16 protein-coding genes are annotated in these 15,006 nt (G+C 62.7%); 3 read left to right on the forward strand and 13 right to left on the reverse strand.

Translation table 11 applies throughout. The features are described 5' to 3' along the window. Nucleotides 1-1,542, reverse strand: a complete 1,542-nt coding sequence (gene gpmI, locus ACYQ01_RS01250; protein WP_459932018.1) for a 2,3-bisphosphoglycerate-independent phosphoglycerate mutase — start codon at nucleotides 1,540-1,542, stop codon at nucleotides 1-3. Next, the gene (gene rsfS / locus ACYQ01_RS01255) at nucleotides 1,539-1,931 is read right to left on the reverse strand and encodes a ribosome silencing factor (protein WP_459932019.1); all 393 of its coding nucleotides are present in this window, start codon (nucleotides 1,929-1,931) and stop codon (nucleotides 1,539-1,541) included. The genes gpmI and rsfS overlap by 4 nt, the downstream gene beginning before the upstream one ends. A gap of 147 nt (nucleotides 1,932-2,078) precedes the next feature. On the opposite strand from rsfS, the gene ACYQ01_RS01260 reads away from it, so the two are divergent. After that, nucleotides 2,079-3,377: a phenylacetate--CoA ligase family protein gene (locus ACYQ01_RS01260; RefSeq protein WP_459932020.1), complete on the forward strand. Its 1,299-nt coding sequence runs from the start codon at nucleotides 2,079-2,081 to the stop codon at nucleotides 3,375-3,377. 16 nt (nucleotides 3,378-3,393) lie between these two features. Further along, nucleotides 3,394-3,825: an ACT domain-containing protein gene (locus tag ACYQ01_RS01265; protein WP_459932021.1), complete on the forward strand. Its 432-nt coding sequence runs from the start codon at nucleotides 3,394-3,396 to the stop codon at nucleotides 3,823-3,825. A 254-nt stretch (nucleotides 3,826-4,079) separates the two neighbouring features. On the opposite strand, the gene ACYQ01_RS01270 is transcribed toward ACYQ01_RS01265, so the two are convergent. Next, the gene (locus ACYQ01_RS01270; RefSeq protein ID WP_459932022.1) at nucleotides 4,080-5,075 is read right to left on the reverse strand and encodes a hypothetical protein; all 996 of its coding nucleotides are present in this window, start codon (nucleotides 5,073-5,075) and stop codon (nucleotides 4,080-4,082) included. A gap of 162 nt (nucleotides 5,076-5,237) precedes the next feature. On the opposite strand from ACYQ01_RS01270, the gene ACYQ01_RS01275 reads away from it, so the two are divergent. Beyond that, a complete protein-coding gene (locus tag ACYQ01_RS01275; RefSeq protein ID WP_459932023.1) occupies nucleotides 5,238-7,526 on the forward strand; it encodes an ATP-binding protein in 2,289 nt (762 codons plus the stop codon). A gap of 33 nt (nucleotides 7,527-7,559) precedes the next feature. Here the strand turns inward: ACYQ01_RS01275 and ACYQ01_RS01280 are convergent, their stop codons facing one another. The 10 genes from ACYQ01_RS01280 to guaB form a co-directional block, all read right to left on the reverse strand. Beyond that, nucleotides 7,560-8,195 carry a class I SAM-dependent methyltransferase gene (locus tag ACYQ01_RS01280; RefSeq protein WP_459932024.1) on the reverse strand — a complete coding sequence of 212 codons (636 nt, stop codon included), beginning with the start codon at nucleotides 8,193-8,195 and terminating at the stop codon, nucleotides 7,560-7,562. Nucleotides 8,196-8,372: 177 nt separating this feature from the next. Further along, on the reverse strand, nucleotides 8,373-8,579 hold the full coding sequence (locus tag ACYQ01_RS01285) for a heavy-metal-associated domain-containing protein (protein ID WP_459932025.1): 207 nt from the start codon (nucleotides 8,577-8,579) through the stop codon (nucleotides 8,373-8,375). Nucleotides 8,580-8,685: 106 nt separating this feature from the next. Then, a complete protein-coding gene (locus ACYQ01_RS01290) occupies nucleotides 8,686-9,084 on the reverse strand; it encodes a S1C family serine protease (RefSeq protein WP_459932026.1) in 399 nt (132 codons plus the stop codon). Then, nucleotides 9,012-9,371: a hypothetical protein gene (locus tag ACYQ01_RS01295; RefSeq protein WP_459932027.1), complete on the reverse strand. Its 360-nt coding sequence runs from the start codon at nucleotides 9,369-9,371 to the stop codon at nucleotides 9,012-9,014. The genes ACYQ01_RS01290 and ACYQ01_RS01295 overlap by 73 nt, the downstream gene beginning before the upstream one ends. A 108-nt stretch (nucleotides 9,372-9,479) precedes the next feature. After that, the gene (hisA, locus tag ACYQ01_RS01300) at nucleotides 9,480-10,199 is read right to left on the reverse strand and encodes a 1-(5-phosphoribosyl)-5-[(5-phosphoribosylamino)methylideneamino]imidazole-4-carboxamide isomerase (protein WP_459932028.1); all 720 of its coding nucleotides are present in this window, start codon (nucleotides 10,197-10,199) and stop codon (nucleotides 9,480-9,482) included. Further along, on the reverse strand, nucleotides 10,196-10,849 hold the full coding sequence (locus ACYQ01_RS01305; RefSeq protein WP_459932029.1) for a hypothetical protein: 654 nt from the start codon (nucleotides 10,847-10,849) through the stop codon (nucleotides 10,196-10,198). The genes hisA and ACYQ01_RS01305 overlap by 4 nt, the downstream gene beginning before the upstream one ends. After that, entirely contained in the window at nucleotides 10,846-11,427 is a 582-nt protein-coding gene (gene hisB / locus ACYQ01_RS01310) for an imidazoleglycerol-phosphate dehydratase HisB (protein WP_459932030.1), read from the reverse strand. The genes ACYQ01_RS01305 and hisB overlap by 4 nt, the downstream gene beginning before the upstream one ends. Next, nucleotides 11,420-11,974 carry a Sec-independent protein translocase protein TatB gene (gene tatB, locus ACYQ01_RS01315; protein WP_459932031.1) on the reverse strand — a complete coding sequence of 185 codons (555 nt, stop codon included), beginning with the start codon at nucleotides 11,972-11,974 and terminating at the stop codon, nucleotides 11,420-11,422. Before tatB ends, hisB begins: the two co-directional genes overlap by 8 nt. Before the next feature lie 13 nt (nucleotides 11,975-11,987). Further along, nucleotides 11,988-13,541 carry a glutamine-hydrolyzing GMP synthase gene (gene guaA, locus ACYQ01_RS01320; protein ID WP_459932032.1) on the reverse strand — a complete coding sequence of 518 codons (1,554 nt, stop codon included), beginning with the start codon at nucleotides 13,539-13,541 and terminating at the stop codon, nucleotides 11,988-11,990. Further along, complete coding sequence (gene guaB / locus ACYQ01_RS01325; protein WP_459932033.1) at nucleotides 13,541-15,001, reverse strand: IMP dehydrogenase; 1,461 nt, start codon at nucleotides 14,999-15,001, stop codon at nucleotides 13,541-13,543. Before guaB ends, guaA begins: the two co-directional genes overlap by 1 nt. Between the last annotated feature and the right edge of the window lie 5 nt (nucleotides 15,002-15,006).

Genomic DNA, 15,006 nt, shown 5'->3' on the forward strand with positions numbered 1-15,006 from the left:
TCAATCCGCCAGAAGGTTGCGGCCGGTCATGGCGCGGGGTTGCTCCAGGCCGGCCAGGGACAAAAGCGTGGGCGCGATGTCGCAGAGCTTGCCTTGATTCAGGCGAGCGTCCGCGCGCGCGGGGTCCACCAGGATAAGCGGCACGTCGTTGAGCGTGTGGGAGGTCATCTTGCCGCCCTTGGCGTCAATCATTTCCTCGGCGTTGCCGTGGTCGGCCGTGAGTAAAAACCGCCCTCCCCTGTCCAGAATCGCGGCGGCCATGCGTCCCACGCATTCGTCCACGGCCTCGCAGGCGGCCACGGCCGCTTCGAGCACGCCGGTGTGCCCCACCATGTCCAGGTTGGCCAGGTTGCAGACCAGAATGTCGTAGGCGTCCGAGGCGACCTTGTCCACGAACGTTTGGGCCACCTCGTACACGCTCATCTGGGGCTTCAGGTCGTAGGTGGCCACGTCGCGCGGCGAGGGGATCATGACGCGGTCTTCGCCGGCAAAGGGCTCCTCGCGTCCTCCGTTCAGAAAATAGGTCACGTGGGCGTACTTTTCCGTCTCGGCCAAGCGCAACTGGGTCAGCCCCGCCTCGCTCACCACTTGGCCCAGGGTGTGGTCCAGGGTTTCCGGGGCGAAGGCCGTCGGCAGTCCGAAGGTGGAGTCGTATTCGGTCATGGTGGAAAAAGCGGCCAGGCGAGGGGTCTTGTCCCTGGGGAATTCCGCAAAATCCGCCTCGGTGAAGGCCCGGGTCAACTCCCTGGCCCGGTCGGCCCGAAAGTTGAAAAAAAACACCGCGTCTCCGTCCTCGATCAGGGCCAGGGGAGTCCCTGTCGGTCCCTTTACCAAGCGCGGCTCCACGAACTCGTCGGTCTGGCCGACGGCGTAGGCCTGGCGCACGCCGTCCACGGCGTTGTCCACCAGCAGGCCTTGCCCGGCGGTCAGGGCGGCGTAGGCCCTGGCCACGCGATCCCAGCGTTTGTCCCGGTCCATGGCCCAAAACCGGCCGATGAGCGACGCGACGCGACCGCACCCCACGCGGGCGCAGGCGGATTCCAGGCTTTCGACGTAGCCGGCCCCGCTTTCGGGCGGCGTGTCGCGACCATCGAGAAAAGCGTGAACAAAAACATCCGGGCAGCCCAGTCCTCGAAAAACATCAAGTAACGCTTCAAGGTGGCGAAGGTGGCTGTGCACGCCCCCGTCCGAAACCAGGCCCATGAGGTGGACCTTGCCCCCGGACGCCTTGGCCCGGGCCGCCAATTCGACAAGCGTGGCATTTTCCCAAAGGCTTTTGTCTTCCACGGCCAGGTCGATGCGGGTCATGTCCTGGTAGACCACCCTGCCCGCGCCGATGTTCATGTGTCCCACCTCGGAATTGCCCATAAAGCCCTGGGGCAGGCCCACGGCTCGTCCCGAGCAGGCCAGGCGCGTGCGGGGATACGTGGCCGCCAGGCGGTCGAGGTTGGGGGTCTTGGCCAGGGTGATCGCGTTGCCGGGGCTCGGCGCCGCCAGACCCCAGCCGTCCAGAATGATGAGGGCGACGGGCGAGTGTTTCATGGCTGGTTTGGGCTCGACGGCTCGGGCAGCGCGATGGGCTCCCCCTCGCTCCACAGGCCTTCGAGGTTGTAGAAGGTTCTTGCGTCATCGAGAAAGATGTGCACGAGCACGTCGTTCAAATCCACGAGGATCCACTGGCCGGTCTTGTAGCCGTCCATGCCCAGAAAGGACACGCCGTGTTCGGCGCACATGGCCAGCAGGTGGTCGGCCACGGCCTGGCCCTGTCGGGCGCTGGACACGCTGGCCACCAGCATGGCCTCGGCCACGTTGCAGATGCGGCCGATGTCGAGAGCGGTCAAGTTCTGAGCTTTTTTTTCCTGAAGCCAACCGGCCACCAGGCGGACTTTGTCGTGGGTGGAAAGCGCTGAAGCGGAAGTTGTGTTGATCATGCGATCCTTGGCGTGTTGACGTTTGCGCTCCTGGCATAAAGAATTTGCCCGGCTTGGGCAAACTGGTTTTTTTGCCCGCGCCTGTTGACGCCCCGGCTTGTCATCGGGCAGGAAAACCGTGTTCGTTCATACTTATGGAGGCGCCAGATGATCTTGGACGTCGATACGGAAACCCTCCCGAGGGAGGAATTGGAAGCCTTGCAGCTTACCAGGCTCAAATCCCTGGTGGAGCGGGTATACGCCAACGTGGCCTTCTACCGCCAGAAGTTCGATGCGCGCGGCATCAAGCCCAGCGACATCCGTACGCTTGACGATCTGAAGCTCTTGCCGTTCACCGAAAAGCAGGACCTGCGCAACCACTACCCCTATGGGCTTTTCGCCGTGCCCAAGGAGAACGTGGTGCGCATTCATGCCAGTTCGGGCACCACCGGACGTTCCACCGTGGTGGGCTACACCCGGCGCGATGTGCGCAACTGGGCCAGGCTCATGGCCCGATGCATGATGGCCGCCGGCGCCAACGCCCGCGACATCATTCACAACGCCTACGGCTACGGCCTGTTCACCGGCGGCCTGGGCGCTCACTACGGCGCGGAAGAACTGGGTGCCACCATCGTCCCCATTTCCGGCGGCAGCACCAAACGTCAGATCATGTTGCTCAAGGACTTTGGGGCCACCGTGTTGACTTGTACCCCGTCCTACGCCCTGGTCATCAACGAAATCGCCCACGAACAGGGCATCGACATCAAAAACCTGCCTCTTCGCATCGGCATCTTCGGCGCCGAACCCTGGACCGAGGAAATGCGCCGCGAAATCGAGACCAAGATGGGCATCAAGGCCATCGACATCTACGGCCTTTCCGAAATCATGGGTCCGGGCGTCTCCATCGAGTGCCACGAGGCCCAGGACGGCCTGCATATCATGGAAGACCACTTCCTGGTCGAAGTCATCGACCCGGTGAGCGGAGAACCCCTGCCCAGGGGCGAGGTGGGCGAGCTGGTCATCACCACCCTCACCAAGGAAGCCCAGCCCCTGTTGCGTTACCGCACCCGCGACCTCACGGCCATCAATCCCGTGCCCTGCAAGTGCGGTCGCACCTTCCATCGCATGAGAAAGACCATGGGCCGCAGCGACGACATGCTGATCATTCGCGGAGTGAACGTGTTTCCCTCCCAGATCGAGGCCATCCTGCTCGAAGCCGAAGGGCTGGCCCCGCATTATCTGCTGGTGGTCAAGCGCGAAGGCAACCTGGACACCCTGGAAGTGCACGTCGAAGTGGACGAAAAACTCTTCTCGGACGAGATCAAAGTTTTACAACGCCTTGAAGAGAAGATACAACGCAACATCAAGGATTACCTTGGCGTCACCGCCTTGGTGAAGTTCGTGGAACCCAGAAGCATCGAGCGCTCTGAAGGCAAGGCCAAGCGGATACTGGATTTGCGCAAATAAACGCACGAGGAATGCCATGAAAGTCGAGCAGATTTCCATTTTTCTGGAAAACCGGGCCGGCCGCCTGGAAGAAGTGACCCGCGTCCTCGCTGAGAACGACATCTCGATCCGCGCCCTTTCCCTGGCGGACACCTCCGATTTCGGCATTCTGCGCCTGATCGTGTCCGACCACGAAAAGGCCAAGAAAGCTCTCAAGGACATCGGCTTCACCGTGGGGAGGACCTCGGTGGTGGCCGTGGAAGTGGCGGACAAGCCCGGCGGACTCTACACCATCCTGAACATCCTCTCGCACGGCGGCATCAATGTGGAATACATGTACGCCTTCGTGCAGGACCCCAAACAGACCGCCACCATCATCTTCCGCTTCGACAAGACCGACCAGGCCATCGAACTGCTGCTAAAGAACAACATCACCATTATTCCGGGCGAAAAACTCTACGATCTCTAGCAGCCCGCCCAAAAAGTCGATTCTTGCAGCCTGTTCAAAAAACTTGCTGGCAAGACGCGAGAAAAAGTTAAGCCCGAAGGGTAGTTGGAATATGTGAGGGTTTGCGTTTTTCGCAGCAACCCAGCCAGCAAGGATTTTTCAACAGGCTGCTAGGATCCTCCCGGCAAAACAACGGCGCGTCCTCCCGTGAGAGGACGCGCCGCTTCATCATTTCCTCTTTTCTTGTCAGGGCCTTGCCCGACGCGCCGCCGAGTCTACATCGGCAGCTTGCCCGCCTCGCGCGCCAGGGTCACCAGTCGCTTGGCCCGCACCTGGGCCTTTTCCGCCAGGGCGATGGCGGTTTTGTCCCGCAGGTTGAGGACCACGGTCTCTATGGCCATGGTCTGGGCGTCCAGCCGGTCGGTCTGGGCCTGCCAGGTCGAGGCCTGATCCGCTCCGCGTCCCGTGGCCGCCTGCTGGGTAAGCTGGGACTCCAGGGCGGCCGCAGCCTCCTGACAGCCCGAGGCGGCCTTGGCGAACGTGATCTGGAGCATGCCCTTCTGTTGCGGATCGAGCGCCGCCCCCGAAGAAGCGTACGAGGCTATGTCCGAAGCCAACCGGGAAAGGGCTTGGCGTTCGCTTCCTATGGCCTTGGCGTAGGTGCGGGCCAGATACCGGCCCAGGTCTCCGGGCTTGGTCCCTTTGGGAACGGCCTTATCGTCCAGGCGCACGGAGGAAAACATCTGGCTGAAATCCTTGGCGTACTTCCGCGCCGTTCCCGCCTGGGCCAAGCCCACCAGCTCAAGGCGTCCCCAGGAGGTGAGATAGCTGGCACCAAAATATTCCACGCCTCGACCGTCCACGGGAACAAGCCAGTAGGTCAGCACTTGCCCCTTGGGATCGACCTGGACGTCTTGCAGCGTGTACTTGTCCTTGCTGACGCTCCAGAGTTCGGAGAATTCCAGCTTGTCCTTGGCCATGAGTTCAAAGAGCCCCAGGGGGGTGGGGTCACGCACCTCGCGCACCACCAGGGTGGGATAGCCCTGTGGCGACTGGGCGCTGTCGGCGTGAACCACGACGCGCGCGGCGCCCTGGCCGTTTTCTCCGGCCTTGGCGCTTTTGCCGGAGGCGCTCCAGTTGGGAGCCAGGTGCATGGTGTAGCTCTGGTCCGCGGCGGTGACCACGTCGTCGCCGTCGCCGACAAAGGGAATCGAGGGCATGCAGGCGGTCAGCGTCAGACAGAAAAGGAACACGGTGAGGGCTCTGGGCATGGGTCTCTCCTTAGAGGCGGGAAAACACGTTGTTGCTCGCGCCGGGCGGGGTTTGTCAAGGGTCCTGGCGAGCGCATCCCAGGGCGTCTTCGACACGTCTTGCATTGTAGGCGAAATAGGTTATGACAATAACGCTTGTTGAAAGCGGATATGGTTCCCAAAATGATGCGTCACAAAATCCTCCTCCCCGGCAGCCCCCTTCGTCTCCTGCTCGTCGATCCGCAAGGCGATCTGGAGAAGGATTTGCGTCCTCTGCTCAACAAGTCCCGCTTTCAGATCTCCTTGACCGTGGCCAACGACCTGGGACAAACCTTGGCCCACCTTGCCGAAGAAACCTTCGACGTGATTGTGGCGGGACTGCCTCTCACCCTGCCGCCGGGACAACCCCCAGCCCTGGTCGCCTCGGCTTTCAGTCTGATTCCCGTCCTCGGCGTCGGAGACGGCAATGACCGCACGTTCCTGCACGTGAGCCTGGAAGAAAACATCGCCCTGGTGTTGCCCCGAGAGAGCCTTTCCCCGGCCCTGCTCGACCAGGCCCTGCGCGCCGCCCTGGACCGGGCGCTCATCTGCAAGCGCGCCATGGACTCCCAGTCGGTGCTGCACCTGACCCAGCGCCGTTTCCAGAGCCTGATTTCCGACTATGCGGATGGCATTCTCGTATTGGACATGGAGGGCAAGATCCTTCTGGCCAACCCGAACGCCGGTGCGCTTTTCGGCGGCGATCCCAAGGATTTGGTGGGAAAGGCCTTTGCCCATACGATTTCGACCGACAATCCCGAGGAAATATCCATCCAGACTGCGGATGGACGGAACAAAACCGTGGAAATGCGGGCGGTGCAATCCCACTGGGGCGGCATCGGGCTGGTGTACCTGGCTTCGCTGCGCGACATGAGCGCCCGAAAAACCATGGAACTCGAACTGACGTCCATGAAGGAGGCCGCCGAAGCCGCCAACCAGGCCAAGGCCCGGTTCCTGGCCAACATGAGCCACGAGATTCGCACGCCCATGAACGGCATTCTGGGCATGGCCGAACTTCTGGCCGCCACGGCGCTCAACGAAAAGCAGCGCACCTATCTGGACCTGCTTACGGTTTCGGCCCGGTCGCTCACGGACATTCTCGACGACGTGCTGGATTTTTCCACCATCGACGCGGGCAAACTCGAGCTGGAGTCCGTGAAGTTCGCCTTGCGCCCGGCCGTGGAATCGGCCATCTGCGTGCATGCCGCCCTGGCGGCTCGCAAGGGCCTGTCCCTGACCTGGCGCACGGACGACGACGTGCCCAAAGAGGCGGTTGGCGATCCCGGAAGGTTGCGTCAGGTCATCATGAATCTGGTGGGCAACGCGGTGAAGTTCACCGAATCCGGCTCCGTGAACCTGCGTTTGCGGCTGGACGGCCAGACGCCGCGCGCAGGCCGGGTGAACCTGTGTTTCGAGGTGCGGGACACGGGGCCCGGAATCGCGCGGTCGAAGCTGAAAACGCTCTTCGAAAGCTTTACCCAGGCGGACAACTCCCCCACCCGCAAGCATTACGGAACCGGGTTGGGGCTGGCCCTGTGCAAGGGCTTGGTGGAAGGCATGGGCGGCTCGATCCAGGCCCGTAGCGAACCCGGCAAGGGTAGCGTCTTCAGCTTTGACGTGCCGCTCGGGGTCGAAAACATTTCAGGCGCCCCAGGCGACACCCCCGCGCGCGCCGAGCAAAAGCCGCGATCCATGACCATTTTGTTGGCCGAAGACAACCTGATCAATCAGCTTTTCGCCATAGAGATCCTGGAACAGGACGGGCACACGGTAATCCCCGTGAACAACGGGCAGGAAGCCCTGGACGCCTTGGCCGCCCAGAAGGTGGACGCCGTGCTCATGGACATCCAGATGCCGGAAGTGGACGGTCTGGAGGCCACCCGCCGCATTCGGTCGGGCGAGGTCCCGGGCCTGGCCCGCAACCTGCCGATCATCGCCATGACCGCCCATGCGCTCAAGGGCGATCGGGAACGGTTTCTGGCCGCCGGCATGGACGGCTATCTTTCCAAGCCCGTCAGCCTGGAAGACATGCGCCAGGCCCTGAACCAGGCGCTGGACATGCGGTCCCTGGAGCCGCAGCGGGAAAACGAACACCTCATGGCTCTCAACGAGGCCTGGCTCCTGGAGAAGGCGCGCGGCAACCGGGATTTTCTCAAGAAACTTGTGCAGGTTTTCGTGGATCAGCAACCCGACAAGGTCGAAGAAATGGTGCGGGCCGCCAGAGCGGGCGACATGGAAGCCCTGGCTTTCATGGCCCATACCTTCAAGGGGGGCTCGGCCACCATGGGGGCCGAACGGCTCAGGGAACGGTCCTTTCGGGTGGAAAAAGCCGCCAAGGCCAAGGATCAAACCCTGGCTCTTGCGGAACTCCTCCGCCTGGAAACCGACATGGACAGCACCCTCACAGCCATGCGCACCTTTCTGGCGAACTGATCCCCGCCCCTTCCACGCCGGAAAACGGGGCGATCATGCCCGCTCGGCCAACAGATACACCCCGCGAATGGGCTTGCCGGTGCGAGTGAAAACGTTCGGGGTGAGCATGGCGCGTACCGTGCCGCCGGCTTGTCGAACGAGGCCGTGCAACTCCTCTTCGGTAAAGTGACGGGCTCGAAAGAGCACCTTCCCTTCCTCGCGCACAAAAAAGGCCCCCCGCTCTCCGGTGGCGGCTTCATCGCGCCGATAGCGTTCGGCATGGACCGGGTTGTCCCAGGTTTGCAGGAAGTCGGCAACGCAGACCAGTCCCGCCACGCGCAGGGCTTCGGCCATGGCCCGGGCGCAGGCCTCCAGGTTCGGCAACACGGTAAACACCGCGCGAAACACCACCGCGTCGAAAGCGTCCACGGCAAAGGGCAGGTTCTGCCCCTGGCCGGCCACCACGACAAGCCCCCTGCCCCGGGCGCGGGCAAGGCTTGGACCGTTGCAGTCCAGGCCGACGTAGCGCGCTCCCAGGCCGTGCAGTTCGGCCTCGGCCAGGCAGTCCCCGCAGCCCGCGTCCAAAACGCGCGCTCCGGGCGCAAGCGCGTTCACGAAAACTTCCGGCAGCTTGAGGCTGGTGGGAACGCGTGAAACGGTTTTCCAGTTGGTCTCCAGGTGTTGGGTCATGGGGGAATCCGGTGTGGGAAACGCCAGGCTGGCGGGCGAAAGTTCGGACGATGCTCGACAGGGTGCCGTTAGGATATGGCGCCGTCGGCCAATACATCCCGCACTGGTCGACGTGTTTGCCGCAACACACCCGCAAAAACGTCGACCAGCGGGAAAACTCGTGAAATCGACAGGAAACTAGCTGACCTTGCCGGCCTCGAAACCTACGTCCTCGATGGCCTTCTTCAGCGCCGCCTCGTCCACTGGCTTGGCCTCCTCAAAGGTGGCCTTGGCGCCTTGAAGATCGACCTTGACTCCGGTCACGCCGTCGACGGCGGACAGGGCCTTGGTCACGCTCTGCACGCAGTGGTTGCAACTCATGCCTTTGACTTCGATGGTTTTCATGGGAAAGCTTCCTTTGGATGTTCTTTCGAGAAAGCGTCTTATGGTTTTTCGCTTGGCTCCAAAGGTAGGCATTCCTGCTCAAAAGTAAACCCTGGATCGGCTGGCCCTACAGGCCCATCAGCCTGACGGCTTCGGCGATGGGGATGAAAAAAAACAACCCCAGGGAATCCTCGCCGGAAAACCCCCACGAGCATATGCCGACCACATGCCCTTGAGCATCCACCAGAGGACCGCCGCTATTGCCGTGATTGACGGCTGCATCGCACTGCAACCATTTGCCGCGCTTGTCGGTCCGATAACTGCTGACAATGCCCTTGCTGACCGTTCCCTGAAGATGCATGATCCTTGGCGCTCCTATGGCATAGACATCCGTTCCCACGGGCAGTTCGTCCGTGCGGGGTGTGAGTCCCTTGAACGCGGGAGGGGCGACTTTCACCAAACCCACGTCTTGACGCGGATCGGACTTGAGCACTCGGCCTTCAAGCTTTGTTCCGTCCGCCAACACGACGCGTATTTTCTTACCGTTGTGAACTCCTCGTCCCCGATATTGACCTTTCCGGATTTCCACGCCATTCTTCCATAATTGATGCACCCCAATCCGGCTTTAAGGTTCCCGATTTCAGTTCCATGGGGCAATTTCACGATGACCTTCCGCAGGGCAATCGCCTTGGTCTCCTTGCCGTCCGGCACTTCAATCGCTTTATTATCTGTCACGGTGGCTTCTTTTATGCCGCAGGCGGAAAGGAAGGCGGAGCATACCAGCAGGCATGCTCCAAAGAGTATATACTTCATGATAACTACCCCTACATGTTAAATATATCGTTTCCGGATGACAAAAAAATGCGCCCCCATTCAAGGAGGCGCATGCGAAACGATACAAAGTCGAGGAGGCGAAGAGATCTAGAACATACGTATGGCCTGTACAAAATCCAGCGTGCCGGTGTAGATGGCGCGGCCGCTGATGGCCCCTTCCAGGCCCTTGGAGCACAGAGGCGCCAGGGCCTGGACATCGTCAATTGTGGCCACGCCGCCGGCGGCGATGACCGGCAAGGCGGTCTTGGACAGAAGGGACTCCAGGGCTTCGATATTCACCCCGGTCTGCATGCCGTCGCGGCTGATGTCGGTATAGACGAGAAAGGCCGCGCCCTGCTCCGTGAGCCTGGGCAAAACGTCGTCCACGGTGAGGCCCGAGTCCTCCACCCAGCCCTTGGTCTTGAGCCTGCCGTCCACCGCGTCGAGCGATACGCCCACCTTGCCCGGCAGGGCATGGCAGAGCGCGCCGAAGGTGTCCGGGTCGGCCAGGGCCATGGTGCCGATGATGACGCGGGACACGCCGGCCTCCACATAGGCCTTGGCCGTGGCCAAATCACGGATGCCTCCGCCGAGTTGTACCGGCACGTTGTTTTCGCGACAGATGCGGCCAATGAGTTCCTTGTTGAGCGGTTCGCCACTGAACGCGCCGTCAAGGTCCACCACATGCAGGGCTTTGGCCCCCAGTCCGACCCAATGGGCGGCCATGGCCGCCGGATCGGGCGAGAACACGGTCACCTGGTCGGCCAGTCCCTGCTTGAGACGCACGCACGCGCCGCCCTTGATGTCGATCGCCGGATAAAGAATCACAGACCCAATTCCTTTACGCCCTTGATGATGCCTTCCTTGGCCAGTTCGGCGGCGGTGACCCACTGGCCCTTGCGCTTGAGAAACTTGTCGATTTCCAGAATGTTGTCGCTTAAGGCCTGCTGCTGGTAATCGTAATGGAAGTGGTTGACCAGGCCGCCCGTCTTGACATTCACCAGATAGAGGTCGAGCACCACCCAGGCCGGCTTGGTGGAGCCGGCGGCCGAGCCTTGGCGTTCGCTGTAGCTCACGGCCATGGGCACCAGGATGAACTGGGCGTTCGCGCACTTGCCTACGGCTTGCCAATACTTGATGGTGGAAAGCCGGGTGTTGTCGCCCTCGCGCCGCGTGGAGTCCTTGCAGGGCTTGGTCCTGGACGCGGAAATGATGTTGCGGTCCGGGCCGACGTGCAGGGCCTGGGCCAACAGGGCGTCCATGTCCGTCAGGGCGTCCGGCAGGGGCTCCACCGTCCGGTCGGGAATGTAGCCGGCCAGCAGGTCGGCGGGTCCCCTGGGCACGGAGAACGGAGCCACGGCAACGACGAATTGCGGGCTCATCTTGGTTTCCGGCGAAGCCGACCGGTGCTTGCAGCCCATGGCCGTTGCGAGGACAAGCGCCAGGGCCAAGACTCCCAGGCGAAGCGAAGTGGTCATCCGAGGCTCCCTTTGGTGCTGGGCGTACCGGTTCGCTGGATGGACGTCGCCTGACGCAGGGCCTGCCCCAGCGCCTTGAAGGCCGACTCCAGCAGGTGGTGCCCGTTTTTGCCGTAAAGCATGCGCAAATGCAGATTCATCTGGCCTTTGTAGGCCAGGGATTTGAAAAACTCGCGCCAGACGTCCTTTTCTTCTCCGGCCACCAGGGCCGGCAGGGGGGCGTCTTCGTACACCAGATAGGCACGGCCCGAGAGGTCCACAACGGCCTCCGAAAGGGCCTCGTCCAGGGGGAAGCGGGCGAATCCCACCCTGGCCACGCCCTGTTTGTCGCCCAGGGCGTCGGTCAGGGCCTGCCCCAGGCAGAGCCCCACGTCCTCCAGGGTGTGGTGGGCGTCCACATGCAGGTCGCCCTGACAGGTGAGTGTCAGGTCCATGCCGGACCAGAAGGCCAACAGCGTGAGCATGTGGTCGGCAAATCCCACGCCCGTGGACACCTTGGCCTGGCCGGTTCCGTCGACGTTGAGTTCCAGGGAGATGTCGGTCTCCTTGGTGGTGCGGGTCAGACTGGCTTTACGCATGGGATTTTTCCTCTTTGGGTGCGGGCGAGGCGTCGGGAGATTCTTTCGCGACCTCCCGGACCGGGGCCGGTGTCTCGGAAACGTCGGACACGGCCTCACCCGTGGGCGAAACCGGCTCGCGCGCGGCGTTTTCCGAAGTCGTCCGGTCCTGGGGCGGCTGGGGCTGGTCCGCGCAGGCCGAATCCGGCGCGCTGTCTGTTTCGCTCGACGCGCCCTCTTCCGCGGCGCCCAGGGATTCGGGCCGGGCGACGCCGGCCTCGCGGGCGACTTCGTTGATCTGCCCGCCCACGTCCTGGGCCACCCCGGTCAGCACCTGCTTGGCCTTGTCCGCCTCGTCGAAGAGTTCCTTTTTGATCTCGCCGATGCGTTTGAGCTCGTCGGCGCGTTCGATCTCGCGTTCCAGCGTGGCCTTGACGTCGCTGGTCATGCGCCGAAACTCGGCCAAGCCCTTGCCGAAGGACCGGATGAGCTCCGGCAGCCTGGACGGCCCCACCACGATCAGGGCCACAACAAGAATGAGGAGCAGTTCCCCGGATGCCTCGAACATGCCGCGCTCCCCGCTACTCCCACTCGATGGTCGCGGGCGGCTTGGAGGAGATGTCCAGCACCACCCGGTTGATGCCTTTCACTTCGTTGATGATGCGGTTGGAAATGCGGGCCAGGATGTCCGTGGGCACGCGCGACCAGTCCGCGGTCATGGCGTCCAGGCTGTCCACAATGCGCAGCGCGCACACGCTTTCATAGGTGCGGTCGTCGCCCATGACGCCCACGGTCTTGAGGGGCAACAGCACGGCGAACCCCTGCCAGACCTTGCGATACCAGTCCGAGGCCAGAAGCTCGGTCTGCACGATCTTGTCGGCCTTGCGGAGGACGTCGAGCCGTTCGCGGGTGATTTCGCCGATGATGCGAATGGCTAAGCCGGGCCCCGGAAAGGGGTGACGCCAGATGATGGATTCGGGCATGCCCAGCTCGTAGGCCACCTTGCGCACTTCGTCCTTGAAGAGTTCGCGCAGGGGCTCCACCAGCTTCAGGTTCATCTTTTCGGGCAGGCCGCCCACGTTGTGGTGGCTCTTGATGATCGCCGAAGGTCCGCCCTTGAACGACACCGATTCGATGACGTCCGGGTACAGGGTGCCCTGGGCCAGCCATTTCACGCCCTCGATGGCCTTGGCCTCGCGTTCGAAGACCTCGATGAAGCCGTAGCCGATGATCTTGCGCTTTTCCTCGGGATCGCTGACGCCGGCCAAGCGATCCAGAAACATGTCCTGGGCCTGCACGTACTTGAGGTTCAGGTCGAAGTGTTCGCGCAGGTAGGTCACCACCTCTTCGCCTTCGTTTTGCCGCAAAACGCCGTTGTCCACGAAGATACAATGCAGCCGCTTGCCGATGGCCTTGTGCAGGAGCACGGCCACCACGGTGGAGTCCACGCCGCCGGACAGGGCGCACACCACGTGGTCGTCGCCCAGCTTTTCGCGCAGCGCGGCGATTTCGGCCTCCACGAAGTTGGCCATGGTCCAACCGGCCCTGACCTTGGCCACCTTGAAGAGAAAATTGCGCAGGATGGCTTCGCCGTTTTCCGTGTGGGCCACTTCGGGATGGAACTGCAGGGCGTAGATGCCGCGCGCCTCGTCGGCCATGGCCGCCACTTCGACGTTGGTGGTGCGTCCCACCACCTTGAAGCCATGCGGCGCGCGCAGCACGTGGTCGCCATGGCTCATCCACACGGTGTGCTGGCCTTCGGCCAGGGTTTCGTCCCACAGGGCGCAGGGTTCGGTGGCGCTAAAATCCGCCCGTCCGTACTCCCGGTCCTTGGCGGCGGAAAGCTGGCCGCCGGGCAGGCTGTGTGCCAGAAGCTGCATGCCGTAGCAGATGCCGAGCACGGGCACGCCCAGCTCCAGCACGACCGGATCGAGCTTGGGCGAATCCTCTTCGCCGACGCTGGCCGGTCCGCCGGAGAGAATCACGGCCTTGGGGGCGATGGCCCTGAGCTTCTCGGGTCCCACGGTGCAGGGATGAATCTCGGAATACACGCCGGCTTCACGCACCCTGCGGGCGATGAGCTGGGTGTACTGGGAGCCGAAATCGAGGATGACGACGGTGTCCGCTGGCTGCATCAATAGTTCTCCACCCGATAGTTCGGGGCTTCCTTGGTGATGATGACGTCGTGAACGTGACTTTCGCGCAGTCCGGCCGGCGAGATGCGGGTGAACTGCGTCTTTTCCTGAAGGTCCTTGACGTTGTTGACGCCCACGTAGCCCATGCCGGAACGCAGGCCGCCCACCAACTGCAGGATGGACTCGGCCACGGGGCCCTTGAAGGGCACACGGCCCACAATACCCTCGGGCACCATCTTGTTGGACTTGACGTCCTGGCAGTAGCGGTCCGCGCTGCCCTCGCGCATGGCGTCTATGGAGCCCATGCCCCGGTATATCTTGTAGGTGCGTCCCTGGTAAAGAATGGTTTCGCCGGGGCTTTCCTCGGTGCCGGCGAACAGCGAGCCCATCATCACGGTATCGGCTCCGGCGGCCAGGGCCTTGACCACGTCCCCGGAGAACTTCACCCCGCCGTCGGCGATGCAGCAGCGATCCATCTCGCGGCAGGCGCGCACGGCCTCCATGATGGCGGTGATCTGGGGCACGCCCACGCCGGCTACGATGCGGGTGGTGCAGATGGAGCCCGGTCCGATGCCCACCTTCACGGTGTCGGCTCCGGCCTTGAGCAGGGCCAGGGCGCCGTCGTAGGTGCCCACGTTGCCGGCGATCAGTTGGCAGTTGGGGAACTGGCTCTTGATGGCCCGTACCGAGTCCAGGATGTTCTTGGTGTGACCGTGGGCCGAGTCGAGCACGAGAAAGTCGCAACCGGAATCGAGCAGAGCCGACGCCCTGGTGTCGCGGTCGGCGCCCACGCCGATGGCCCCGCCCACGCGAAGCCGGCCGTGGGAGTCCTTGCAGGCGTTGGGGTACTTTTGGATCTTGTCGATGTCCTTGATGGTGATGAGGCCCTTGAGCGAATTGGACGAGTCCACCACCAGGAGTTTTTCGATGCGGTAGCGATGCAGGTGTTCCTTGGCTTCTTCCAGGGGGGTGCCCACGGGCACGGTGACCAGGTTCTTGCTGGTCATGACCTCGCTCACCTTGGTCACGTTGTCGGTGACGAAGCGCACGTCGCGGTTGGTGACGATGCCCACGAGCCGGCCGTGGTCGACCACGGGCAGGCCCGAAATGGAAAAGTCGCTCATCACCTTGAGGGCGTCGGCCACGGGCATCTCGGGCGAAACGGTCACCGGGTCGATGATCATGCCCGACTCGCTCTTCTTGACCTTTTCGATCTCCAGCTTCTGGCGGGTGATGGGCATGTTCTTGTGCACCACCCCCACCCCGCCGTGCCGGGCCAGGGAAATGGCCATCTTGGCTTCGGTCACGGTGTCCATGGCCGCGGAGATCAACGGAATCTTCAGGGGAATGCCCGGCGTGAGCCAGGTGGAGACGTCCGCCGCATCGGGCAGCACGTCGGAATAGGCGGGTATGAGCAGAACGTCATCGAAGGTCAGGCCAAGGCCTTGAATTTTATCCATAGCCC

Source organism: Fundidesulfovibrio butyratiphilus (assembly GCF_054657235.1).

Coding starts and splice junctions, on each gene's coding strand:
- gpmI (WP_459932018.1), bottom strand. CDS start 1,542: ATGAAACACTCGCCCGTCGCCCTCATCATTCTGGACGGCTGGGGTCTG.
- rsfS (WP_459932019.1), bottom strand. CDS start 1,931: ATGATCAACACAACTTCCGCTTCAGCGCTTTCCACCCACGACAAAGTC.
- ACYQ01_RS01260 (WP_459932020.1), top strand. CDS start 2,079: ATGATCTTGGACGTCGATACGGAAACCCTCCCGAGGGAGGAATTGGAA.
- ACYQ01_RS01265 (WP_459932021.1), top strand. CDS start 3,394: ATGAAAGTCGAGCAGATTTCCATTTTTCTGGAAAACCGGGCCGGCCGC.
- ACYQ01_RS01270 (WP_459932022.1), bottom strand. CDS start 5,075: ATGCCCAGAGCCCTCACCGTGTTCCTTTTCTGTCTGACGCTGACCGCC.
- ACYQ01_RS01275 (WP_459932023.1), top strand. CDS start 5,238: ATGATGCGTCACAAAATCCTCCTCCCCGGCAGCCCCCTTCGTCTCCTG.
- ACYQ01_RS01280 (WP_459932024.1), bottom strand. CDS start 8,195: ATGACCCAACACCTGGAGACCAACTGGAAAACCGTTTCACGCGTTCCC.
- ACYQ01_RS01285 (WP_459932025.1), bottom strand. CDS start 8,579: ATGAAAACCATCGAAGTCAAAGGCATGAGTTGCAACCACTGCGTGCAG.
- ACYQ01_RS01295 (WP_459932027.1), bottom strand. CDS start 9,371: ATGAAGTATATACTCTTTGGAGCATGCCTGCTGGTATGCTCCGCCTTC.
- ACYQ01_RS01305 (WP_459932029.1), bottom strand. CDS start 10,849: ATGACCACTTCGCTTCGCCTGGGAGTCTTGGCCCTGGCGCTTGTCCTC.
- hisB (WP_459932030.1), bottom strand. CDS start 11,427: ATGCGTAAAGCCAGTCTGACCCGCACCACCAAGGAGACCGACATCTCC.
- tatB (WP_459932031.1), bottom strand. CDS start 11,974: ATGTTCGAGGCATCCGGGGAACTGCTCCTCATTCTTGTTGTGGCCCTG.
- guaA (WP_459932032.1), bottom strand. CDS start 13,541: ATGCAGCCAGCGGACACCGTCGTCATCCTCGATTTCGGCTCCCAGTAC.
- guaB (WP_459932033.1), bottom strand. CDS start 15,001: ATGGATAAAATTCAAGGCCTTGGCCTGACCTTCGATGACGTTCTGCTC.